This window comes from Amycolatopsis sp. NPDC059235 (genome assembly GCF_042754125.1).
Lineage (GTDB): Bacteria > Actinomycetota > Actinomycetes > Mycobacteriales > Pseudonocardiaceae > Amycolatopsis > Amycolatopsis albidoflava.
In genome coordinates this window covers 101,313-124,013 of record NZ_JBHZAG010000006.1, presented here as the reverse complement: position 1 = coordinate 124,013, position 22,701 = coordinate 101,313, and the positions used below count along the sequence as shown (strand labels likewise).

Below are 22,701 nucleotides of genomic sequence, written 5' to 3'. Positions count from 1 at the left end.
ATCCCGTGCTCGCGCGTGTCCGGCCAGGTGAGCTGCTTGGCCGGAACGCGTGAGCGGGGACGGACGTCAGGCGGCGCGGTGCCGTCCGGTCGGACGTTGGGAGTCGCGGCCGCGCTTCGGATGCGGGCGGACCAGGGCGAGTGCGCCGTGCGTCGTCACAGCGGTCTGGTCCGGATCGTCGGCGGTGTCCGCGAGATCCGGGCCAGGCTGGTGCCGGAGCCGGTGCTGGCGGTGGACCGCGTAGAGCAGCGCCAGCCCGACGACGAGGAAAACGTGCGACAGCACTCGGGCGACGGTCACCCGGTCGCCGATCAGGTCGCTGGTCGTCAGCACGGCGAGGACGATCACGAACCCGGTGATCATCGGCAGCTGCCCGGCCGCCGCCCGGGTGCGCAGCGCGGCCCACAGCAGGCCGACGCCGACCGCGAGGTTCCAGGCCGCGCTTTCGTTGATGAGGTGGCCTTCCATGAAACCGCCGCCGTGAGCGTGGTCCATGCCGAGCAGTTGCGCGAACGCGAGCCCGCACTGGACCAGCCCGACCAGCCCCAGCGCGACCCGCAGCCCCCATTTTTCCCGGGGCGGGGCCGGGGTTCGGGCGAGGATCCGGTCGGTGAGGTCGGGCACTTCGGGCGCGCTGCGGACCAGCAGGGTGCGCCGCAGCGCCGCGCTTCGCTCGTACCAGCTCCGGCACGACGCGCAGGTCTCGAGGTGCTGGTCGACCTGCGGTTCGGGCAGCGGGCCCGCTTCGCCGTCGAGTCGCGCGGACAGCGCTTCGCGGAAGATTTCACAGCTCACGTCTGTCATAGTCGCTCGGATGCCCGCCCGAGTTCCCGGCGGGTTCGGCGATTTTTCCCGGTACCTGGTCGTGGAACCGCCGCCGATCGGCATGGACTACCGTGACGTCCGTGTCCACCGGCCGCGACAACGACGACGAGCGGATCACCGCGCTGGCCCTCGCCGCAGGCCGCGGTGACCAGGCCGCCTTGGAAGCCTGGGTCCGCGCGACGCAAGCCGACGCGTGGCGCTTCCTGGCCCACCGCACCAGCCCGGCCGACGCGGACGACCTCACCCAGGAAACCTACCTGCGCGCGTTCGGCTCGCTGCCGCGCTTCGCTGGCCGGTCGTCGTCGCGGACGTGGCTGCTGTCCATCGCCCGCCGGGTCGTCGTCGACCGCATCCGCGCGCGCTCGGTCCGCCCCCGCGAATCCACGACGGCCGACTGGCAGCGCGCCGTCGAAGAGCAATCGGCCCGGACGCGCACAGCGGGCTTCGAAGACCTCATCGAACTGGGCCTGCTGCTCGACACCCTGGACGAGGATCGCCGGGAAGCCCTGGTGCTGACCCAATTCCTGGGCCTGTCGTACGCGGAGGCGGCCGAGGTCTGCGGCTGCCCGGTCGGCACGGTGCGTTCCCGGGTGTCCCGCGCCCGCGACGATCTGCTGCGGGCGCAGGAGGAGAACGACACCGCGATGTGACGCCGGGTTCTGCCGCGTCGCGCGGGCGGCGGCGAGGTTAGGATGTGCCGGATGAGACCGCGTCCGAAGACTCCGAGTGGCTCCGCCGGATCAGGCACCCGTCAGCGGATCCTCGACGCGGCGGTCGACATGGCGGCCAGGACCGGGCTCCGCAAATTGTCGATGGACGAGATCGCCCGCACCGCGAAGGTCGGGCGAGCCACGCTGTACCTGCATTTCTCCGGTCGCGAAAATCTCGTTTCGGCGATGATCGAGGACCAGCTGGCCCAGTTTCTCGGCGACGTCCGGGAAGTGCTCGAACGCTACGACGACCTCGAGGACCGGCTGATTTTCGGGTTCGCCCACGCTTTCCGGCTGCTGCGCGCCAACCGGGCGCTGCGCACCGTCCTCGAGATCAACCCGCAGATCCTGCATCCCGCGATTCTCGGGGACAGCCACGCGCTGCGGCTGGGCCGGACCCTGGTCGAGTCCACGATGGGCGCCGAGGACCTGCCCGCCGAGACCCGCTCGCTGTTCGCCGAGCACGTCGCGCGGATGTTCCACACCTACATCCTGATCCCGAGCACGCTGGCCGACCTGGACGCGCCCGGCGGGGCGGAGGACTTCGCGCGGCAGTTCCTGGTCCCGGTGCGCAATCATCTGCTCGGGAACGCCCCGGAGGCGGTGGCCCGCTGACCGCCGGGACGCGACGGTCAGCGAGCGCTCAGCAAGCCCTTGGCGACGTGGGTCACCTGGATCTCGTTGCTGCCGGCGTAGATCATCAGCGACTTGGCGTCCCGGGCCAGCTGTTCGACCCGGTACTCGGCCATGTAACCGTTGCCGCCGAACAACTGCACCGCTTCCATGGCGACGTCGGTGGCCGCTCTGGTCGAATACAGCTTCATCGCCGACGCCTGCGCCAGCGTCGGCATCTTGCCCGCCGCGAAACTCTCCAGTGCGGTGAAGACCATGTTCTCGACGTTGAGCCGGGCCACTTCCATTTCGGCCAGCTTCAGCTGAACCAGCTGGAAACGGCCGATCTCCTGGCCCCACAGCGTGCGCGACTTGGCGTAGTCGACGCATAAGCGGTGGCACTCGTTGATGATTCCCATCGACAGAATCGCACAGCCGACTCGCTCGACGGTGAAGCTCGACCGGGCGCTTTCGCGGCCGTCGCCGCCGGTGTGGTTCTCGGTCTCGCCGAGCAGCCGGTCTTTGCTCAGGCGCACATTGTCGAAGAACAGTTCGCCGGTGGGCGAGGAGTGCATGCCCATCTTTTTGAATGGCTTGCCTTGGGTGAGGCCTTCCATTCCCTTGTCGAGCACGAAGGTCAGCACCTTGCGTTCGCGCTTGTCGGCACCGTCGCCTTCGTCGAGTTTGGCGTAGACGACGATTGTGTCGGCGAACGGCCCGTTGGTGATGAACGTCTTCTGCCCGTTGAGGAGGTAGCCGTCGCCGTCCCGCTTGACGTAGGTCTTCATGCCGCCGAAGGCGTCCGAGCCGGAGTCGGGCTCGGTGATCGCCCACGCCGCGATCTTCCGCAGCGTGACGATGTCTTTGAGCCAGCGCTGTTTCTGCGCCAGCGTGCCGCGCGAGGCGATGGTCGCCGCGCCGAGGCCGAGGCTGACCCCGACGGCCGCGACGCTGCCCAGCGTCACCCCGGTCAGCTCGCTGACCACGACCGCGGCCATGCTGCCCTGCGCCGCGAGCGGATTGGCGCCGGCCTTCTTGCCCGGCTTCTCCGGCGCCGGTTCGCCCGCGGCGACGCGGTCGGCTTGCGCTTGCTGTTTGGCCAGCATCTTGTCCACGGCTTCGCCGGCCATGGCATCGATGCCGAACTGGCTGAACAGTTTCCGCATGATGTCGTAGGGCGGCAGGTCGCCGTGTTCCAGCTCGTCGAGATGCGGACGGATTTCCTTCTCGATGAATGCGCGGACCGATTCGCGGATCATTTCGTCGGTCTCGGACCATTCGAACATCGTCGTCACTCCGGAATTCGCGGTTCAAGGGAGCCGGGCGGCGATGTCGTCGATCGCCCACGCCTCGTCGGTTTCGATGGTCTTCACGTCGTGCCAGCCGGCGAGTTCGCTGATCGCTCCGCCCTGCACCGCGAACACCTTGCCGGTGATCGGGCACTTCTCCGTCGCCAGGTAGGCGACCAGCGGCGAGATGTTGGCCGGGTTGAACGCGTCGAAGCCGCCTTCGGCCTCGGCTTCGGCGGCCTCGGCCGCCATCAGCGCGCCCATGCCCGGGGTGGCCAGGGTCAGCCGGGTCCGGGCGATCGGGGCGATCGCGTTGGCCCGCACCCCGTAGCGCTGCAGTTCGTCGGCCGCGACCTGGGTCAGCGCGGCGATCGCCGCCTTGGCCGCGCCGTAGTTGGCCTGGCCCGCGTTCGGGACGGTGAGGCCGGACGCCGAGGCGGTGTTGACGACGGCCGCGTTCGGCTGCCGGCCGGCCTTGGATTCGGCCTTCCAGTACGCCGAGGCGTGGTGGAGGACCGCGAAGTGGCCCTTGAGGTGCACTCCGACCACTGCGTCCCAGTCGGACTCGGACAGGGTGGGGATGAAGCCGTCGCGCAGGATGCCCGCGTTGTTGACCACGATGTCCAGCCCGCCGAACTCCGAGACCGACTGCGCGATCAGCGCTTCCGCGCCCGCCCAAGCGGCGACGTTGTCGGTGTTGGCGACCGCGCGGCCGCCGGCGGCGGCGATCTCGTTCACCACTTCCTGCGCGGGTCCGGCGTCGGTCCCGTCGCCGCTGTTGCTGCCGCCGAGGTCGTTCACCACGACCGCGGCGCCCTCCCGGGCGAACAGCAGCGCGTGCTCACGGCCGATTCCGCGCCCGGCACCGGTGATGACGGCGACCCGGCCTTCCAAAGTACCCATGCGTACTCCTTCGTTGTCTTGGCCGCCGCGGCGGCGGAATCGAGGACTGTCCTCAGTCCGCGATCTCGGCGATGCCGTTGCTGAGAACCACATCGGTTCCGCGCACGGTCTCGAACGCATAAGTGGTGACGCCGTTTTCGGTGCCCGCCTTCCAGATGCGGGTCTCCAGATCGTCGCCGGGGAACACGAACTTCGAGAACCGGACGGCGAATCGCTTGACGCGCGCCACCTCGGAGTCCGCGACCTCGGCGAGCACCCCCCACCCGGCCATCGCCATCGTGCACAGGCCGTGGGCGATGATCCCGGGCAGCCCGGCGTCCTTGGCGACCTCCTCGTCCAGGTGGATCGGCACCGGATCGCCGGAGGCGGGCGCGTACCGGAAGGTCTGGTCGTCGTCGACGTGGTGGGCGGCCTTCGCCAGCGGCGCGGTCTGCTTGATCTCGGCGTGCGGCGCGATCGCCGGAATCGCGTCCCCCACCTTCTCGCCTGCGTCGACGTTCCGGAAGAAGCCGGACAGGTACTGCTCGTTGACCAGTTCGCCGGAGCTCTCGGCGCGGCAGACGAGGTGGATGTACACGAGCGAGCCGGTCGATTTGGTCTCCCAGCCGATGACCCGGCCCTGGGAGACCAGCACGTCGCCGGGCTTGATCGGGCGGTGGAAGCGGAAGTCCTGCTCTCCGTGGGCGATCCGGCCGAAGATGTCCATCGGCACCACGTCGACGGCGGGCGCCATCAGGGCGTCGAAGGCCGGGACGACGGCGAACACCGGCGAGCCGACGTCGCCCGCGCGGTGCGCCGGGATCGGGTCGTTGGTGGCGGCGGCGTAGTCGGCCAGCCGTTCGCGGGTGACCTCGAACCGTTCCTGGTCCGACCACAGGTTCAGCCCGTCGCGGTCGAATTCGTACGTGTCGGCCATGTCAGGCTCCGGCGAGGGCGGCGAGCTTGTCCAGCGAGGCCTGCAGCTGCTTGGCGCCGTCCTTCTCGACCGCCTTGCCCAGCGCACCCTTGATCAATGCGCCCTCGAACTCGCCCGAGACCTGCACGTCGGTGGAGCCGCCGTTCGGGGTCAGCCCGAAGGAGAAGGTCGCCTTCACTCCCGCCATGCCGGTGCCGGACAGGACCACCCTGGTGTCGGAGACCTCCTGGACCACCCATTCGATTTTGTTGGCCATGCCCAGCATGAAGATCTTCGCGGTCAGGGCGGCCCCGGCGGTCAGCGCGGCGGGCGGCTCCACCATCCAGCGCTCGTGAATGGTGAACCAGTCGCCCCACGTGGCCGGGTCGGTGATGACGCCCATCAGCTTCTCGGCGGGCGCGGCGAGGGTGGCGGACTTTTCGATGTGTCCCATGCTCGTTCTCCTGGAATTCGGTGCTGTTCAGGGAAAAAGGGTCAGCGGTCGGCGCGCTGGTAGGCGGTCACGACCGCGGCGCCGCCGAGGCCGATGTTGTGCTGCAGCGCGGCGGTCACGTTGTCGACCTGGCGCTTGCCTGCGGTGCCGCGCAGCTGCCAAGTGAGCTCGGAGCATTGCGCCAGCCCGGTGGCGCCGAGCGGATGGCCTTTCGAGATCAGGCCGCCGGACGGGTTGACGACCCACTTGCCGCCGTAGGTGGTCTGGTTGTCGTCGAGCAGACGGCCGGCCTCGCCGGGCGCGCACATCCCGAGGGCCTCGTACAGCAGCAACTCGTTGGCGGAGAAGCAATCGTGCAGTTCGATGACCTGGAAGTCCTCCGCGCCCAGCCCCGCCTGCGCGTAGACCTGGCGGGCCGCTTGGACATTCATGTCGTAGCCGATGATGTTCTTGGCCGTGCCGTCGAACGTGGACCGGAAGTCGGTGGTCATCGCCTGGCCGACGATCTCGACCGCCTGGCCGGCGAGACCGTGCTGGTCCACGAAGTCCTCGCTCGCCACGATCGCCGCGCCGGAGCCGTCCGAGGTCGGCGAGCACTGCAGTTTGGTGAGCGGGTCGTAGATCATCCGCGAGCCGAGAATCTCGTCCATGGTGTACTCGTCGCGGAATTGCGAGTACGGGTTGTTGACCGAGTGCTGGTGGTTTTTGAACCCGATCTGCGCGAAATGCTCGGCAGTGGTCCCGTGCTCCTTCATGTGCTCGCGACCGGCCGCGCCGAACATCCACGGCGCGGGCGGGAACAGCACCTCGGAGATTTCGGCCAGCGCCTGCATGTGGTTGGCCATCGGCTGCTCGCGGTCGTCGAAAGTGGAGCCGAGCGAACCCGGCTGCATCTTCTCGAAACCGAGCGCCAGCGCGCACTCCGCCGAGCCGCCGCGGATCGCCTGCGCCGCGAGGTACAGGGCGGTCGAGCCGGTCGAGCAGTTGTTGTTCACGTTGACGACCGGGATGCCGGTCATCCCGAGTTCGTAGACGGCGCGCTGCCCGGAGGTGGACTCGCCGTAGACGTATCCGACGTAGGCCTGCTGCACCTGGTCGTAGCCGATGCCCGCGTCGGCGAGGGCGTTGGAGCCGGATTCGCGGGCCATGTCCGGGTAGTCCCACACGCTGCCGTCGTCGTTCAGCCTGCGGCCCGGCTTCTCGAATTTCGTCATGCCGACGCCGATGACGAATACGCGACGTGTCACGGGCAGTTCCTCTCTGTCGGCCGCCGTTCCGGCGGCGGTTTCGACGCTAGGAGCCCGGCCGGCTCGAACCGAGGACCGCGACGGGCTTCTTGGGGGACCGAAACGATCCTCGGCGCAGGTACAGTTCGGTCCGAACCTCCGACGCTGAAGGAGCCAGGTGGCGTACACGATTCCGATGCGGTTTTTCCGGGCGACGGTCGAGTCGCTGGTGAAGCGCGGCATCGATGTACAGCACGCGTTGCGCAGCGCGGGCCTGGACTGGCAGCTGTATGCCGAGGACCGGGCGCGGATGACCCCGGAGCAGGCGACCCGCGTGGTGCGGGCCTTGTGGGCGGACACCGACGACGAATTGCTGGGCCTGGGGCCGCGGCCGATGCCTCGCGGGACGTTGCGGCTGGCCGGCCTGACGATCATCCACACCCGCGATCTGCGCACCGCGCTGGCTCGCATGCTGGAGCTGTCCACGGTGAGCACGGGCATCGCGTGGACGCTGCGAACCGACGACGCCGGCGTCGTCACCCTCAGCAGCGACCTGCCCCCGGGCGCCCGCATCGATCCGTTCGTGGCGTTTTCGATGGTCGGTGGCATGCAACGGTTCGCGGGCTGGTTGATCGGAGCGCCGATCACGCTGCGGTCCCTCGAATTCCCGTTCGACGCGGAGCACCTTGGCGCCGAGTACGCGCTGATTTTCGGTGCGCAGCCGACGTTCCGCGCGGCGCGGATCGCCGCGTCCTTCGACGCTTCGCTGCTGCCCGCACCGGTGATCCGGGACGAGGCCGATCTCAAGCAGCTCCTGCGCGACGCACCGGGCGCGCTGTTCTACACGCAGGAACAATTGGCTACCGCCGCGGCACGTGTCCGCACGATCCTGGAGCGAAACCCGGACGGGCCGTGGCTCGCCGCCGACGAACTGGCCCGGCGGCTGTCGATCAGCGCCCCGCACATGCGGCGGCTGCTGCGCGCCGAAGGGACGGCACAGCGCCGGATCCAGGAGGAGATCCTTCGCGACCGCGCGGTCACCGCTCTGGTCCACGGCTCCGAGCCGATCGCGGACATCGCCGTGCGCCTGGGCTATTCCGAGCCCAGTGCGTTCCGCCGGGCGTTTCACCGATGGACCGGCAGCGCGCCGATCGACTACCGCACCGGCCGGGCGGAGTGACTCGCGCGGCGGTCAGCGAGAGCGGGGCAGCAGTCTGAGGCGGCGCGGGCGGGCCGCGGAGAGCATCGAGGAACGGTCGACCAGTTTGCGGCGCGGACGGCCGACCGCCGCGGCCGCGCGTTCCGCGGCGTCGATCTCCGCCCAGCCTCGGCTGTCGACGACCTCGGGCTGCCGTCCGCGAACCAGGCGCGCCAGCTCTTTTTCCCCGGCCTGAGGCGCGGTCAGCCGGTCCGCGACGAAGTCCTCCAGCAGATTCGCGACCGTTTCCTGTGCACACAAGCGATTCGTGCCGATGACACCCGAGGGGCCGCGCTTGATCCAGCCGCTGGCGTACACGCCGGGCAGCACGCTCGTGCCGTCGACGACCCGGCCCGCCCGGTTGGGCACCGTGCCGGTGGCCGCGTCGAAGGGAACGCCGGGCAATTCGGTGCCCTGGAACCCGATCGAACGGATGACCAGGCCGGTCTCCAGAGTCTCGGTGCGGTCGCCGGCGACGGCGCGGCGAGTTCCGTCGGCGTCGACACGGACTTCGGTCGCGGCGACCACGACACCCTCGACGCGCTCGTCACCGACGATCTCCACCGGAACAGTGTTGAAACGAAACACAATCCGCTTGCGCCCCGGTTCGCGCGGCTGCTGGGCGGCAGGCAGACCGGCCAGCAGTTTCAGCTTTTGCCGCGTGGTTTCGTCGTCGGCGGCGATTTCCCCGACCGGCTGCGGCGAGTCGACGACGACGTCTACACCGCGCAGCTGGGTCAACGCGAGCAGCTCAGGCGTCGTGAACGCGGCATCGGCGGCACCCCGGCGGCCGAGGATCACTACCTCCTCGATAGTGCTGCGTCGCAACGTTTCCAGAGCGTGGTCGGCCATGTCGGTGGTCGCCAGCTGGTCCGGTTCGGTCACCAGCAACCGGGCCATGTCGAGTGCGACGTTGCCGTTGCCGACGATCACCGCGCGCCGTCCCGTCAGGTCCGGATCGAGCGACGAGTGGTCAGGATGCCCGTTGTACCAAGCGACGAAGCGCGTCGCGGCCACCGAACCGGGCAGCTCCTCGCCGGCGATGCCCAACCGGCGGTCGGCCGAGGCTCCGTAGGCGTAGACGACCGCGTGGTGATGGCGCATCAGCTCGGCGTGGCTCACCTGCGTGCCGACCTCGACGTTGAGGAACAGCGCGAACCGCTCGGACTGCTCGCGGTCGAACCGGAACTGGCCGACCACCTGCTTGGTCGCCGGATGATCGGGCGCGACGCCGTGCCGGACGAGTCCGAACGGGGTCGGCAGCCGATCGAACATCGCGATGCGGACGTCCGGCTGGGCAAGCAGTTCCTTCGCGCAGTACCACGCGGCCGGACCGGCCCCGACGATCGCGACGCGCAGCGGCTCCCGGCCGAGGGTGACATAAGGCGGCGGCACCTGGTAGCGCCAGCCCGGCTCGACCGGGTTGTCGGCGTAATAAGCCGCGTTCATCTCCGCGTAGGGCGACTGCTCCGGGGTCAGCGCGGTGTCGGCTTTGATCGCGTCGACCGGGCACCGGTCCGCGCAGGCGCCGCAGTCGATGCACGTGTCCGGATCGATGTAGAGCATTTCCGCGGTCGCGAATCCCGGCTCGCCGGGGGCCGGGTGGATGCAGCCGATCGGGCAAGCCGCCAGGCACGACGCGTCGTTGCAGCAGTTCTGGGTGATGACGTAGGCCATGTCAATCCTTGCCGGGGAAGGGAGTCACACCGAGAGCAGGCGAGCGGCTTTCTCGACAGCGAAGGAATAACGCGCGCCGAGCAGCCGGGGCAGGGCCGCGATCGCCCAGGCGTCGGGGCCGACGAGAATGCGGGCCCGGTCGCGCCGCAGCCCGGCGATGATGGTGCGCGCGGCGGAATCGGGCGTGGTGAGGGAGACCCGGTCGAACAACGCCGCCACCGCCGCCTGGTCGTCGCCGTCGCCGACTCGCGCGGTGCGGGCGATCGCGGTTTTGATCCCGCCGGGGTGGACGCAGCTGACGGACACGGGCTGCCGTTCGATCCGCAGTTCCTGCCGGATCGACTCGGTGAATCCCCGGACCGCGAACTTGGACGCGTTGTACGCCGAGTCCTTCGGCGCCGAGATCAGCCCGAACACCGACGACACGTTCGCCACCTGACCCGAGCCGGAGGCGATCAGGTGCGGCAGGAACGCGCGGGTTCCGTGCACCACGCCCCAGAAGTTGATGCCCATGATCCAGGCCATGTCCTCGTCGGTCATCGCCCGCACCCCGGCGTGCACCGCCACGCCGGCGTTGTTGATCACCAGATGCACCGCGCCGAAGCGGTTGGCGACGGCGTCGGCGTGCGCGTAGACCGCGTCTCGATCGGACACGTCGAGCGCGAAGTGCTCGACGTCGGCCGCGCGGCGGAGCTGGCATTCCCGCGCGGTCTCGGCGACCGCGTCGGCGTTGATGTCGGACAGGGCCAGCCGGGCGCCCTGGTAAGCCAGCCGGCAGGCCAGCGCCCGGCCGATGCCGCTGCCAGCACCCGTGATGGCGACGACGCGGCCACGATAATCACGCATCAGGGTCTCCGTGCTCGGCGGGGCTGGGAAGGTTGAACAGCAGGTCGAGTTCGGCGTCCATCGGCGGCGGGTACGGGTACGCCCCGCGACCGTGGATCCGCGAGCCGCCCCACGGGTCGACGTCGACGAGCAGGCCGTCGACCGGCTCGTTGTCCTCGATGCGCAGCTGGACCGGCAAGTTGTTGCGCACGTGCAGCTCTGCCAGCCGCGGCGACGGCGCGACCCGGCCGTACCAGCGGATCGTGTTCTCCACCGGCTCGTAAGTCGCCTGCACGTGGACCTGCACCGGGTGGCGGGTTCCGTCCTGGGCGATCAGCTCGGCCGGGCCGGAGTAGTCCTCGTCTTCTTCCCGGTCGTCGAGCCGGCTGAACTCGAAGTCGCCGAGGTTGGCGGTGCGGGTGCGTTTCCAGTAGGCCAGCGTGGTTTCCGGCCAGATGGCCCGGTTGACGCCGTTGGCGTCCAGATACCAGCTGCTGCACCCGCCCGCGGTCCAGACCGTGCCTTCGGACTTGCGTTGCAGCTGCCGGTTGAACTGCGCCTGCACGTGCGCCTTGACCTCGACCCGGGTGTGCTCGCGGCGGTTCATCGCGGCGAGCAGCTGCACGATGTAGCGGACCTGGGCCTCGATGATGAAGACGATCGACTGGTTGCCGACGCCGGTATTCGGTCCGACCAGGGTGAAGTAGTTCGGCAGCCCATGGGCGGCGACTCCCAGATAGCCTTCGGGCCCGTCCGCCCACAGGTCCTGGATGGTGCGCCCGTTCCGGCCGGTCAGCACCAGGTCGGCGGCCGCGTCGGTCACTTTGAATCCGGTGCCGTACACGATCGCGTCGACCGGATGACGCGATCCGTCCGCGCTGATGACCCCGTCTTCGGCGACCTCCCGGATCGGCTCGGTCACCAGGTCCACATTGTCCCGCTGCAGAGCCGGAAAGTAGCCGTTGTCCATGACGATGCGCTTGCAGCCCATCTCGTAGTCGGGCTGAAGTTTGGCGCGCAACGCCGGGTCGGGGACCTGGCGGTCCAGATGCCACTGCGCGACCCGGCGCAGGATCGGCATGTACTTCGGGTTCAGGAACGCCGCGGTCGCCGCCTCGTGACTGAAATAGATTCCGGCGCGCACCAACCGGCGCAGGCCCGGAACCGCCCGGTAAGCCGCCCGCTCGACGATCCCGATGGAACGGTCGAATTTGGGCAGGCACCAGTTGGGGGTGCGCTGGAACACCGACAAATGCCCGGCCTGCTTGGCGACCTCGGGGATGAACTGCACCGCGCTGGCGCCGGTGCCGATGACGGCGACCCGCTTGCCCGCGAAGTCGAAATCGTGGTCCCACTGCGAGGAATGGAAGGCGGTGCCCGCGAAACGCCCGACGCCCGGCAGGTCAGGCACGCTGGGAATGTGCAGCGGTCCGGTGCCCGAAATGATGGACCGGGCGGTGAAGGTGCCGCGGCTGGCGGTCCGCACTGTCCAGGTGTCGGTGTCGTCGTCGAAAATCTGCGAGACCACTTCCGCGCCGAAGACGATGCTGCGGCGCAGATCGTACGAATCGGCGACGCCGCGCAGATAGCCGAGAATCTCGGGCTGCTGGGCGTATCCCCGTGTCCAGTCCGGATTCGGCGCGAACGAGAACGAGTACATCAACGACATCACGTCGCAGGCCGCGCCGGGATAGGTGTTCTCGCGCCACGTCCCGCCCACGTCGTCGGCCTTCTCGAGCACCACGAAGTTGTCGATGCCCGCCTCGCGAAGTTTCACGGCGGCGCAGAGGCCACCGAACCCGGTGCCGATGACCAGGACTTCGAAGACGGGCGCTTCCGGCGCGCTCACGCGAGGAATCCGTATCGGCGCCACGCGGCCCGGGACACGACGTTGAGCAGGTTGTTGTCCTCCAGGAATTCCCGGAAGTCGGCGAACGCGGCCCGGCGGCCGGCCCGGTTGTACTCGTTGGCCTTGGCCTGGCGAACCGCTTCCCTGACCGGCAGCCCGCAGCGTTCGTACGCGCGCTTGTCATTGAACATCTTGTCGAGGATGAAGGCGGCGGCGCCGTTCGCGGTCGCGCAGAAGGTCCGTGACCACCAAGGCGCGGTCTGCATGCGCCGGCGCACGCCTTCGCGGGCGAAGCGGATGTGGCGGGCTTCCTCGGCGATGTGAATGCGCATGGTCTGGGCCACGATCGGCTGCAGTCCCGGGTGGGCGAGGTATTTGCGCTGCACGTCGTCGATGACTTCCTCGCCGCACAGCGCCGCGACGTAGAGCATCAGGCCGCGATACAGGAACGGCATCGCCTGGACGGCCAGGACTTGCAGGCGGGACAACCGGTAGGGCTCGGCGCCGATCGCGCTGACCATCTTGCCGAACATCACCATGTGCCGGGTCTCGTCGCCCAGTTCGGTCAGGGCGTAGTGCACGTGCGGCGAGGTGGGGTCCTGATAGAGCATCGTCCGCAGCAGGCCCTGGTTGAGCGTGTTCTCGAACCACACCGCGCGGCTGAACGTGTTGGCGACCTCCTGCCGCGAGAGCTCCACCCGCTCGCGATGGGACATCTCCTCCCACAGCGGCGTTCCGTAGAGGCTGATCGTCTCCGGCGGCATGTAGAAGAGGTCGGGATCCTGGGGCGCGTCCCAGTCGATCTCGACCAGCGAGTTGTGCGATCGCCGGATCGAACCGCCGAGCAAGCGCGCGGCGACTTGATCGCGAGTTGTCCGGCGTGACGGCGTCGTCATGTCGTCCTCCTGACCCGGGCTGGGGAGCGCGGCTTTCCGCTGGCACCGGAGTAGAAGGCTAGACACTTTTTGCTTATTCGTCCATCATCGTGTCCTCCGGTTCCGGCCGCTCGTTTCGGTCCCCCCGGACGCTCGGGCCGGTCCTGGGCGCGGCCGTTCTCCGGCCCTACCGTCACCTCGTCCGCGGACGCCTGCCGAGCACAGGAGACCTCGATGACCGACTTCGACGTCCTGATCATCGGGTCTGGTTTCGGTGGCAGTGTCACCGCGCTGCGCCTCGCGGAGAAGGGCTATTCGGTGGGCGTCGTCGAAGCCGGTCGCCGTTTCGCCGACGAGGAGCTTCCCGCGACGAATTGGCGGCTGCGCACCTTTCTGTGGGCTCCCAAGCTCGGCTGTTACGGCATCCAGCGCATCCACCTGATCCGCGACGCGCTCATCGCCGGCGGCGCGGGCGTCGGCGGGGGTTCGCTGAACTACGCCAACACTCTTTACGTGCCGCCGGAACCGTTCTTTCGGGACCCGCAGTGGCGCGACATCACCGATTGGCAGGCCGAACTAGCGCCCTTTTACCGGCAGGCGCAGAAGATGCTCGGCGTGGTCCAGAACCCTCGTGTTACGCCCGCCGACGAGGTTTTCCGCCGGGTCGCCGACACCCTGGGCTTCGGCGACACCTTCGTGCGGACCCCGGTCGGCGTCTATTTCGGCGAGCCAGGCGAAACCGTCGCCGATCCCTACTTCGGCGGCGCCGGCCCCGACCGCACCGGCTGCACCGAATGCGGCGACTGCATGGCCGGCTGCAAGGTCGGCGCCAAGAACACCCTGGTCAAAAACTATCTGTACCTGGCCGAAAAAGCCGGCGCGCAAATCCTGCCGATGACCACGGTCACCGAATTCCGGCAACTGCCCGACAGCTCCTGGTCGGTCACCACCGAACGCAGCGGCGCCTGGACACGCAAGCACCGCACGACCCTCACCGCGCGGCACGTCGTGCTCGCCGCCGGCACGATGGGTACGCAGAAACTGTTGCACGCCATGCGTGATCGAGGCGTGCTGCCGAACCTGTCGGACCGGCTGGGCGAACTCACCCGCACCAACTCGGAAGCCGTGGTCGCCGCCGTCGGCAAGAAGATCGACCCAGCCCGCGACCTGTGCCGGGGCGTGGCGATCACCTCGTCACTGCACCCGACCCCCGACACCCACCTGGAACCGGTCCGGTTCGGCAAGGGTTCGAACTTCCTGGGCCTGCTGCAAACCGTGATGGTCGACGGCGGCGGCACTCTCCCGCGCTGGCTGAAATTCCTGCTCACAGTGCTGATCCGGCCGATGCGGCTGGTGCGCGCGCTGAACGTGCGCCGGATGAGCGAACGTTCCATCGTCACCCTGGTGATGCAACATCGCGACAACTCGCTCACCACTTACACCAGGCGCACCCTGTTCGGCGGCCGCAGAATGACCTCCAAACAGGGCCACGGCGAACCGAATCCGACCTGGATTCCAGAAGGCAACGACTTCACCCGCCGCGTAGCCACCGAACTCGACGGCGACGCACGAGGTTCCTGGGGCGAACTGGTCAACATCCCCACCACCGCGCACTTCCTAGGCGGCGCGACCATCGGCGCGGACCGCGAGCACGGCGTCATCGACGCCTACCACCGCGTGTTCGGCTACCCGACCCTCAGCGTGGTCGACGGTGCCGCTGTCTCCGCCAACCTCGGCGTCAACCCGTCGCTCACGATCACCGCCCAAGCCGAGCGCGCCGCCGCCCTCTGGCCGAACAAGGGCGACACCGACCCGAGACCAGACCAGGGCCGCGGCTACGTCCGGATCGCACCCGTGGCACCGAAAACTCCCGCCGTCCCCGCCGACGCACCAGCGGCGCTGACTCTGCTGCCGATCCACACCGTGTCCGGACCAGACCACGGCGGCTGAGCCGGTGCCGCCCGCCGCTGGACGCGAGGCCATAGCTGTCCGTTGCCTTTCGCTGCCTTCCGCCGTCGTCCAGACGGACAGCGAGCCAGCCGGTGGCAACCAGCGGCTCAAGGCCTCGATGGCCGTGGAGCCACGTCAGCGCCGAGGGGCAGGCCGAGCACAGGTGCTTCCCGAACCAGGGAATGCAGGATCTCCTGGCTGGTCGGGTGTCACACGGCCAGCCCCCTCCGGCTGGCGGCTGGGGTGGACTGTCGGCAAAGGTCCTTTGCCGACAGTCCGCGGCGCGTACGCCTTGACCGGCGGAGTGCTTCTGTGTGGTCTGAGGCTGGGGTGTTGTTCGCGTGGTCCGTTGGTGTCTGGTGGCGTGTTTCTGTGTGGTCTGAGGCTGGGGTGTCGTTCCCGCAGTCCGCTGGTGCCTAGTGGAGTGCTTCAGCTCGGTCTCAGCTTGGAGTGTTGTTCGCGTGGTCCGTTGGTGTCTGGTGGCGTGCTTCAGCGCGGTCTGAACCAGGGGCGTCGTTCCAGTAGCCCGTCGGTGCCTGGCGGAATGCTCCAATGTGGTCTCAACCAGGGGCTGTCGTTCGCGCAGTCCGTTGGTGCCTGGCGGAATGCTCCAGCGCGGTCTCAACCAGGGGCTGTCTCCCGCAGTCCGCTGGTGCCTCGTGGAGTGCTTCAGCTCGGTCTGAGCCTGGGGTGTCGTTCGCGCAGTCCGCTGGTGCCTGACGGAATGCTCCAGTGCGGACTGAACCAGCCGCAGCCCGCTGGCGACCGCCGGGATCTCGACCGTGATCCAGATCGCGGGAACTCCCGGTCGTCTCCGCCCGACCACTCTGCTGTGCGCACTATTCCGGCCCCGCACCGGCGGGGTTTGCTTGCCGCCGCGGGGTTCGCCGCGGTCGCCGTCGTGGCGGTGGTCGCCGCGGCGGGCGATGTCTATGCCGCTGTCGGCAACCCGGCTCCCGGCCCGTTGACGTCCTTTGGCACCTCCTTGCTCCGGTTGATCGCCGACGCGGCCGGTGTGGTCTGCGTCGGCGGGCTTGCGTTCGCGGCGTTCCTGAGCCCGCCAGGCGAATCGGGACGGCTCTCCCCGGACGGCTACGCGGCGACCCGCACCGCAGCGGGTGCCGCGGTCGTCTGGGCGCTCGCTGCCGCGGTGCTGGTGCCGTTCGACGCCGCGGACGCGTCCGGGCGGCCGGTTTCCGAGGCCTGGCGCCTGGCGGACCTCGCCGTCCTCGTGGACGCCATGGAGGAACCCAAAGCCTGGCTCTGCGTCCTGGCGGTAGCGACGACCGTAGCGATCGGCGTCTGGCGCACGCTGACCTGGCGCACCACGGTGTGGTGGCTGGGCCTCGCCGTCGTCGGGTTGCTGCCGCGGGCGATCGCCGGGCATGTTTCCATTGGCGCGTGGCACGACCTGGCCACGAATGCCCTGGTGTGGCACGTGATCGCGGCAGCACTGTGGACTGGCACCCTGGTTGCGCTGCTGCTCCACGTCCGCGGTTCGGGCTCGGCACGAGAAGTCGCGCTGCGTCGGTACCGACGGTTGGCGACCTGCTGTCTCGTCGTCCTAGCCGCCTCCGGAATAGTCGACGGTCTCGCACTCGCCCGTCCGGCTGGATTGTCTAATGGCTATGGCTCTCTCCTCGGAGTGAAGGTCGTGATCACGGTGGCGTTGGCGGTGCTGATCGCCGTCACGCGCCGTCGGTGGGACGGCGGGAAAGCGGCTCTCGTGGTTGAGGTCGTAGTGCTGGCTGGGGCTATGGGCGTCTCTGCCGGGCTGGCGCACCTGGTGCCGCCGGCGTTCGTGGACGATCCGGCGACCGTCGGCGAGACCGTGCTCGGCTACGACCTGCCTGACCCTCCGACGTTCGCCCGGCTCTTCCTCGATTGGCGTCCGGACTTGCTGCTCGGTGTCGTGGCAGTGCTCGCCGTCGTGGCCTACGCGGTCGGGGCACGCCGTCTGCGCATTCGCGGGGACGACTGGCCCCGTGGCCGGTTCTGGGCGTGGACCTGCGGCTGGGCGACGGTGCTGATCGCGACGTCGTCCGGCCTGGGCAAGTACTCGTCCGGAACCTTCAGCCTGCACATTGTCATCCACATGACGCTGGCCATGCTCGCCCCGGTCCTGCTCGTGCTCGGCGGCCCGGTGGCCCTTGCGCTACGCGCCTTGCCAGTGGCGGGCAAGCGACCGGACGGTCCGCGCGAGTGGCTGGTGGCGCTGCTGCACTCGCGGTTCACGCGCCTGGTCGCGCACCCGCTGGTGGCGTCGGTGGTGTTCGTCGGCTCGTACTACGCGCTGTACTTCTCGGGCCTGTTCGGCGAGGCGATGCGCTACCACTGGGCGCACCAGCTGATGAACCTCCATTTCCTCGTGTCCGGCTACGTTTTCTTCTGGCTGGTGATCGGCGTCGACCGCCCGCCGCGCTCGCTGCCGCATCTCGCGCGGCTCGGCATGATGTTCGCGGTGATGCCGTTCCACGCCTTCTTCGGCGTCATCCTGATGAACAAGCAGACGGTGATCGCCGAGACGTTCTACCGCTACTTGTCCCTTCCGTGGATGCCCGACCTCCTCTCTGATCAACGCCTTGGCGGCGGCATCGCCTGGGCCACCGGGGAAATCCCGATGATCGTGGTCGTCGTGGCGCTGCTGGTGCAGTGGGGCCGCCACGACGACCGCGAAGCCGCACGGCTGGACCGTCGCTTCGACCAAGGCGACGACGACGATTTCGCCGCCTACAACGCGATGCTCGCCGACCTGGCGGCCAGAAGGCAGTAGCCGAGGCTCGATGCCTGCCTGGGCGAATCAGGTTCGGTCACTCCTGGTTCCGCTCGACCGGCATCGGCCCGCCGCACACTGAAATCTGGCAGCCCGCCAATCACGCGTCCCACCTTGGGAAGCCGCGATCTCGGTGCATCACACCGATTCCGTCGCTAAACCACGGCTGTCACCACCTTGTCCAAGGCTCCGTCCTTGACGTCCGCGACGAGAACTTTCAGCTGTGCCAAGCTCATCTGCACACGCTGCCCGAAGTCGTCGGTCAGGACGACGCGACGTTCCGGCGGGGCGGCATCGTCGAGGAACAGCTCCGGGCAGCCGCAGTCGCAGTTGCCGCAGAACGTGGTCACATGCCGCAGATCTCCTGATGCGGCAAAGGTTTCGGACATCTTCGCTCCTGTCTGATCGGGGTCGGGTCGGGCACTGCCACCATCTGGATAGTCGTCGGGGAGGGCCGAAAGGTTCCCAAGTCACCCGAAGGAGTGGCGACGGAAAACCAGGCGTACTATGGAAATCAGTCCGCCTTCCGGCGTCGGCACTGCCACCGCCTTAGTGCCCGTCCTGGAACCGGAGAACCATGTCTACGCACACCGCCGCCCCCGCGGCGACCCCGACCCGTCACCTCGATCTTGCCGTCGGCGGGATGACCTGTGCCGCTTGCGCGGCGCGCGTCGAGCGTTCCCTCGGCAAGCTCGACGGCGTCCGCGCCACGGTGAACTATGCGACCGAACGCGCGACCGTCCACTATCCGCCTGACCTTGACCCCGCCTCGCTGATCGCGACGATCGAGCGGGCGGGCTACACCGCGACTGTCCGCGGCGAAACGACTCCGGAAAACCGCGACGCGCGGGTGCGCGATCTGCGCCGCCGGCTGATCGTCGCCGCGGTGCTGGCGGTCCCGCTCGGAAACCTGTCGATCACGCTCGCGCTCGTGCCGTCGTTGCGATTCCCGTTGTGGGAGCTGGTGTGCCTGCTGCTCGCGACGCCGGCGGTGTTCTGGTCGGCGGCACCGTTCCACCGTGCCGCACTGCGCAATCTGCGGCACCGATCGTCCAGTATGGACACTCTCGTTTCCTTGGGAGTGCTGGCTTCTTACCTGTGGTCGGCGGCTTCGGTGCTGATCGGATCCGGCACCGAGGCGGGCTACTGGATCGGATTCGGCGCGACCGCGCCGGGCGCGGATTCGGTGTACCTCGATGTCGCCGCAGGCGTGACGACGTTCTTGCTCGCTGGCAGGTACTTCGAGGCGCGGTCCCGGCGAGGTGCGGCGGACCTGCTCGGCGCACTGGACGCGCTGGCGGCGAAGGACGTGCGGATTCTGCGCGCGGACTGCGAAGTGCTGGTCGGAATCGGCGAACTGGTGGTCGGCGACCGGTTCGTGGTGCGGCCGGGGGAGAAGGTCGCCGCTGACGGAACTGTCGACAGCGGTCTGTCCACAGTGGATGTCAGTGCCATCACGGGAGAACCGGTTCCGGCGGAGGTCGGACCGGGAAACCGGGTGATCGGCGGGAGCATCAACCTGAACGGCCGGCTGGTCGTGCGTGCGGAGGCAGTCGGGGCACGGTCGCAGCTGGCGCAGATGAGCGCGCTGGCCGAGCGGGCGCAGGAGCGGAAGGCGGCGGTGCAGCGGCTGGCCGACCGGGTGTGCGCGGTGTTCGTCCCGGTGGTCTCGGCGCTCGCGGTGCTCACGCTGGCGGGGTGGCTGCTCACCGGGAACCCGGTGCGGGACGCGTTCGGGGCGGCGGTGTCCGTGCTGATCATCGCGTGCCCGTGTGCGCTGGGGCTGGCGACCCCGACGGCGTTGATGGTCGGCGTCGGGCGGGGTGCGCAGCTCGGGATTCTGGTGAAGGGGCCGGACGCGCTCGAGGCGAGTCGCACGGTCGACACTGTCGTGCTGGACAAGACCGGCACGGTGACTCAGGGGCGGATGACTCTCGCCGAGATCAGGGCGTTCGGGTCGTACTCGTCGGCGGACGTGCTGCGTCTCGCCGCCGCGGTGGAAGCATCGTCGGAACACCCGATTGCAGCAGCGATTGTCGCCGGTGGGCCGGAGGTTCTTCCAGCAGCCGCTGAGTTCGAGGCCTTGCCGGGGCTGGGTGCGCGCGGCGTGGTCGAGGGTGCGGCGGTAGTGGTCGGAAGGCCGAGGTTGCTGGTCGGCGAAGGGGTTTCGGTTGGCCCGGAGGTCGAGGCCGAAGTGGTGTCGGCGGAGGCTGGCGGGGCGACGGTCGTGCTTGTGGCGAAAGCCGGCGAGGTCGCGGGCATGCTCGTTGTGCGGGACGAGGTGAAGCCGTCGGCGCAGGCGGCGGTCGCGCAGTTGCATCGGCTGGGGTTGAAGACGGTGCTGCTGACCGGCGATAACGAGGCGACGGCGCAGGCGGTCGCGGCGGAGGTCGGGATTCCCGAGGTGCTCGCCGGGGTTTTGCCGAGCGAGAAGGCGGCGGCGGTGTCCGCGTTGCAGCGCAAGGGACATCGGGTAGCGATGGTCGGCGACGGAGTGAACGACGCTCCGGCGCTGGCGACCGCTGATCTCGGGCTGGCCGTCGCGGAGGGTACCGATTTGGCTTTGCGTTCGGCCGACATCATCCTGGTCCGTGACGATCTGTCGGTGCTGCCGGACGCGATCCGTCTCGCTCAGCGGACGTTGCGCACGATCCGCGGCAATCTCGTCTGGGCGTTCGGGTACAACGTGGCCGCATTACCGCTCGCCGCGTGCGGACTGCTGAATCCGCTGATCGCGGGGGCCGCGATGTCGCTGTCGTCGGTGCTGGTGGTGGCCAACAGCTTGCGGCTGCGGAATTTCGCGCCCGGCCGCTGAACCGGAGGTGGGCGGGATCACCCTGGCCGTCGCTCACTCGATTAGGTTAGGTTTGCCTAATCATTCGGCGACGGAGGGTGAGGTGCGCGGTGACGCGGGACGCGGAAGCCGGGATCGAGGGGCGGGTCGCGCTGGTCACCGGCGGTGCGCGCGGGATCGGGGCGGCCGTCGTGGAGGCGCTCGCCCGCGCCGGCGCCGTGGTGGCCGCGGTCGACATTGACGAGGAGGGGTTGCGGGAGGTCGCCGCGCGGGACTACGGCGCGGAGCCGGCTCGGGCTGACACCTGGGGCGGTTCGAGTGGCGGGGCCACGTCGGGCTTCGCGGCGGAGCCGAGTGGGGCTGGTGCCGGGAGCGGCTCGGACGGTGGGGCGCTTGACGGTGTGGCGTCGGGCTTCGTGGCGGAGCCGGGTAGGGCTCGTGCCGGGGGCGTCTCGGATGGTGGGGTGTTCGGCGGCGTCGCGTCGGGCGTCGTGGCGGAGTCGAGTGGGGTTGATGCCGGGAGTGTCTCGGACGGTGGGGCGCTTGGCGGCGTCGCGTTGGGCCTCGGGGCGGAGTCGGGTCGGGTAGACGTCGGCGCTGCTTCGGATGGCAGGGCGCGTGGCGGCGGAGTCGGGCGGGTGGTGCCGTTCGTGGCGAACGTCGGGGATCCGCAGGCGGTCGCGCGGGTCGTGGCGGACGTTGAACGGGAGCTGGGCCCGATCGGGATCGGTGTGTCTGTCGCGGGGGTGTTGCGGCCCGGGACGGTCGGCGAGACCACAGACGCGGACTGGGCGGCGACCTTCGCGGTCAACTCGACCGGCGTTTTCACTGTGCTGCGCGAGATCTCCCGGCGGATGCAGCCGCGGGGGAGCGGGGCGCTCGTGACTGTGGGGTCGAACGCGGCTGGTGTCCCGCGGACCGGGATGGCTGCTTATGCGGCTTCGAAGGCGGCGGCGACCATGCTCACCCGCTGTCTCGGGCTGGAACTCGCCGGGTCGGGGATTCGGTGCAATATCGTCTCGCCGGGGTCGACGGACACCGACATGCAACGTCTACTGTGGACGGACGACTCCGGCGAAGCCCGGGTGATCGCGGGGAATCCGGGGGAATTCCGTGTCGGGATTCCGCTCGGGCGGATCGCCGACCCGGCCGATATCGCGGACGCGGTGCTCTTCCTCGCGTCCGACCGGGCGCGGCACATCACCATGCAGAACCTCTACGTCGACGGCGGGGCCACGCTTCGCGCGTGACCCGGGTCGACCCTCCGGGCGGCTTTTCCTTTTCGTCCGGATACGTTAGTGTCCATTAGGTTAGGCTAACCGAACAGTCAAGGTCTGGACCTTGCGCAAAGAACCTTGCTCAAGGAACGGACGGGGCGGCTCGGCCGCCTGCGCGTGTGCGAAAGGGAATTCACCTCGTGTCCTCACCTGCTCCGGCCCGTCCGCGGCCGGTCCACCGGGCGGCGGATCTCCTGGCCGCGTACTTGCCGGGGTCGTTCTACTACTCGTCGGCCCGCGGGGTGCTGCTTGCCGACGGGGTGCACTCGTGCGTCCGAGGCACGCCGGGCAACCGGGCCGCGGCGGCTGCTGAGGCGTTGGAAGCCGCTGTGCTGGCGGGGGTTGCCGATCCGGTTGTGGTGGGAGCGATCGGGTTTCGGCCGGATTCCGGGAGCAGCCTGATCGTGCCCGCGGTGGTGCGCCGGGCTGCGGCGCCGGGCGACGCGGCGGGCGGGGGTTCAGGTGTGGCCGGTCGCGGGGAGCTGGCTGGCGCGGATTCAGGCGTGGGCGGTCGCGCGGACCTGGCTGGTGGGGTTTCGGGCGTGGGCGGTCGCGCGGACCTGGCTGGT

The 22,701-nt window shown here is 69.1% G+C and carries 18 protein-coding genes and 2 pseudogenes; 9 read left to right on the top strand and 11 right to left on the bottom strand.

From position 1 onward, the window contains the following. Nucleotides 1-66: 66 nt before the first annotated feature. Nucleotides 67-804, bottom strand: a complete 738-nt coding sequence (locus ACFXI3_RS06325) for a zf-HC2 domain-containing protein (RefSeq protein ID WP_378398381.1) — start codon at nucleotides 802-804, stop codon at nucleotides 67-69. A 101-nt stretch (nucleotides 805-905) separates the two neighbouring features. On the opposite strand from ACFXI3_RS06325, the gene sigC reads away from it, so the two are divergent. Together sigC and ACFXI3_RS06315 are read left to right on the top strand one after the other, a co-directional pair. Continuing rightward, complete coding sequence (gene sigC / locus ACFXI3_RS06320; RefSeq protein ID WP_378398380.1) at nucleotides 906-1,475, top strand: RNA polymerase sigma factor SigC; 570 nt, start codon at nucleotides 906-908, stop codon at nucleotides 1,473-1,475. Between the two features lie 51 nt (nucleotides 1,476-1,526). Beyond that, on the top strand, nucleotides 1,527-2,150 hold the full coding sequence (locus ACFXI3_RS06315) for a TetR/AcrR family transcriptional regulator (RefSeq protein ID WP_344279524.1): 624 nt from the start codon (nucleotides 1,527-1,529) through the stop codon (nucleotides 2,148-2,150). A gap of 17 nt (nucleotides 2,151-2,167) precedes the next feature. Here ACFXI3_RS06315 and ACFXI3_RS06310 read toward each other — a convergent pair whose 3' ends face one another. From ACFXI3_RS06310 to ACFXI3_RS06290, 5 genes are read right to left on the bottom strand one after another with little or no spacing between them, the layout of a single operon-like run. Continuing rightward, nucleotides 2,168-3,433, bottom strand: coding sequence for an acyl-CoA dehydrogenase family protein (locus ACFXI3_RS06310; RefSeq protein WP_344279527.1), 1,266 nt, complete (start codon nucleotides 3,431-3,433; stop codon nucleotides 2,168-2,170). A 24-nt stretch (nucleotides 3,434-3,457) separates the two neighbouring features. Then, the gene (locus tag ACFXI3_RS06305) at nucleotides 3,458-4,339 is read right to left on the bottom strand and encodes an SDR family oxidoreductase (protein WP_378398378.1); all 882 of its coding nucleotides are present in this window, start codon (nucleotides 4,337-4,339) and stop codon (nucleotides 3,458-3,460) included. Nucleotides 4,340-4,391: 52 nt separating this feature from the next. Further along, nucleotides 4,392-5,255 (bottom strand): MaoC/PaaZ C-terminal domain-containing protein, encoded by an 864-nt coding sequence (locus ACFXI3_RS06300; RefSeq protein ID WP_378398377.1) that lies wholly within the window; start codon nucleotides 5,253-5,255, stop codon nucleotides 4,392-4,394. A 1-nt stretch (nucleotide 5,256) separates the two neighbouring features. Next, entirely contained in the window at nucleotides 5,257-5,688 is a 432-nt protein-coding gene (locus tag ACFXI3_RS06295) for an SRPBCC family protein (RefSeq protein ID WP_378398376.1), read from the bottom strand. Between the two features lie 41 nt (nucleotides 5,689-5,729). Next, nucleotides 5,730-6,935 carry a lipid-transfer protein gene (locus tag ACFXI3_RS06290; protein ID WP_378398375.1) on the bottom strand — a complete coding sequence of 402 codons (1,206 nt, stop codon included), beginning with the start codon at nucleotides 6,933-6,935 and terminating at the stop codon, nucleotides 5,730-5,732. A gap of 157 nt (nucleotides 6,936-7,092) precedes the next feature. Here ACFXI3_RS06290 and ACFXI3_RS06285 point away from each other — a divergent pair, with 157 nt between their 5' ends. After that, complete coding sequence (locus ACFXI3_RS06285) at nucleotides 7,093-8,094, top strand: AraC family transcriptional regulator (protein ID WP_378398373.1); 1,002 nt, start codon at nucleotides 7,093-7,095, stop codon at nucleotides 8,092-8,094. A 12-nt stretch (nucleotides 8,095-8,106) separates the two neighbouring features. On the opposite strand, the gene ACFXI3_RS06280 is transcribed toward ACFXI3_RS06285, so the two are convergent. The 4 genes from ACFXI3_RS06280 to ACFXI3_RS06265 are packed head-to-tail and all read right to left on the bottom strand — an operon-like array spanning nucleotide 8,107 to nucleotide 13,359. Next, entirely contained in the window at nucleotides 8,107-9,789 is a 1,683-nt protein-coding gene (locus ACFXI3_RS06280) for an FAD-dependent oxidoreductase (protein WP_378398372.1), read from the bottom strand. 24 nt (nucleotides 9,790-9,813) lie between these two features. Continuing rightward, nucleotides 9,814-10,635, bottom strand: coding sequence for an SDR family NAD(P)-dependent oxidoreductase (locus tag ACFXI3_RS06275; protein WP_378398371.1), 822 nt, complete (start codon nucleotides 10,633-10,635; stop codon nucleotides 9,814-9,816). Continuing rightward, nucleotides 10,628-12,463, bottom strand: a complete 1,836-nt coding sequence (locus ACFXI3_RS06270) for an NAD(P)-binding domain-containing protein (protein ID WP_378398369.1) — start codon at nucleotides 12,461-12,463, stop codon at nucleotides 10,628-10,630. The genes ACFXI3_RS06275 and ACFXI3_RS06270 overlap by 8 nt, the downstream gene beginning before the upstream one ends. Further along, nucleotides 12,460-13,359, bottom strand: a complete 900-nt coding sequence (locus ACFXI3_RS06265) for a diiron oxygenase (RefSeq protein WP_378398368.1) — start codon at nucleotides 13,357-13,359, stop codon at nucleotides 12,460-12,462. Before ACFXI3_RS06265 ends, ACFXI3_RS06270 begins: the two co-directional genes overlap by 4 nt. Nucleotides 13,360-13,572: 213 nt before the next feature. Between ACFXI3_RS06265 and ACFXI3_RS06260 the strand changes: the two genes are divergently transcribed. Beyond that, on the top strand, nucleotides 13,573-15,288 hold the full coding sequence (locus ACFXI3_RS06260) for a GMC family oxidoreductase N-terminal domain-containing protein (protein WP_378398367.1): 1,716 nt from the start codon (nucleotides 13,573-13,575) through the stop codon (nucleotides 15,286-15,288). 832 nt (nucleotides 15,289-16,120) lie between these two features. Next, nucleotides 16,121-18,061 carry a cytochrome c oxidase assembly protein gene (locus ACFXI3_RS06255; RefSeq protein ID WP_378398366.1) on the top strand — a complete coding sequence of 647 codons (1,941 nt, stop codon included), beginning with the start codon at nucleotides 16,121-16,123 and terminating at the stop codon, nucleotides 18,059-18,061. Nucleotides 18,062-18,216: 155 nt separating this feature from the next. Here the strand turns inward: ACFXI3_RS06255 and ACFXI3_RS06250 are convergent, their stop codons facing one another. Continuing rightward, nucleotides 18,217-18,450: a hypothetical protein gene (locus ACFXI3_RS06250; RefSeq protein WP_116199915.1), complete on the bottom strand. Its 234-nt coding sequence runs from the start codon at nucleotides 18,448-18,450 to the stop codon at nucleotides 18,217-18,219. Between the two features lie 188 nt (nucleotides 18,451-18,638). On the opposite strand from ACFXI3_RS06250, the gene ACFXI3_RS06245 reads away from it, so the two are divergent. The 4 genes and pseudogenes from ACFXI3_RS06245 to ACFXI3_RS06230 form a co-directional block, all read left to right on the top strand. Then, entirely contained in the window at nucleotides 18,639-20,876 is a 2,238-nt protein-coding gene (locus ACFXI3_RS06245) for a heavy metal translocating P-type ATPase (protein ID WP_378398365.1), read from the top strand. A 77-nt stretch (nucleotides 20,877-20,953) separates the two neighbouring features. After that, nucleotides 20,954-21,112 (top strand): annotated as a pseudogene (locus ACFXI3_RS06240) (SDR family NAD(P)-dependent oxidoreductase); the annotation flags it as partial. Nucleotides 21,113-21,346: 234 nt separating this feature from the next. Continuing rightward, entirely contained in the window at nucleotides 21,347-22,105 is a 759-nt protein-coding gene (locus ACFXI3_RS06235; RefSeq protein WP_378398514.1) for a 2,3-dihydro-2,3-dihydroxybenzoate dehydrogenase, read from the top strand. A 167-nt stretch (nucleotides 22,106-22,272) separates the two neighbouring features. Beyond that, nucleotides 22,273-22,701: pseudogene (locus ACFXI3_RS06230) on the top strand (hypothetical protein); the annotation flags it as partial.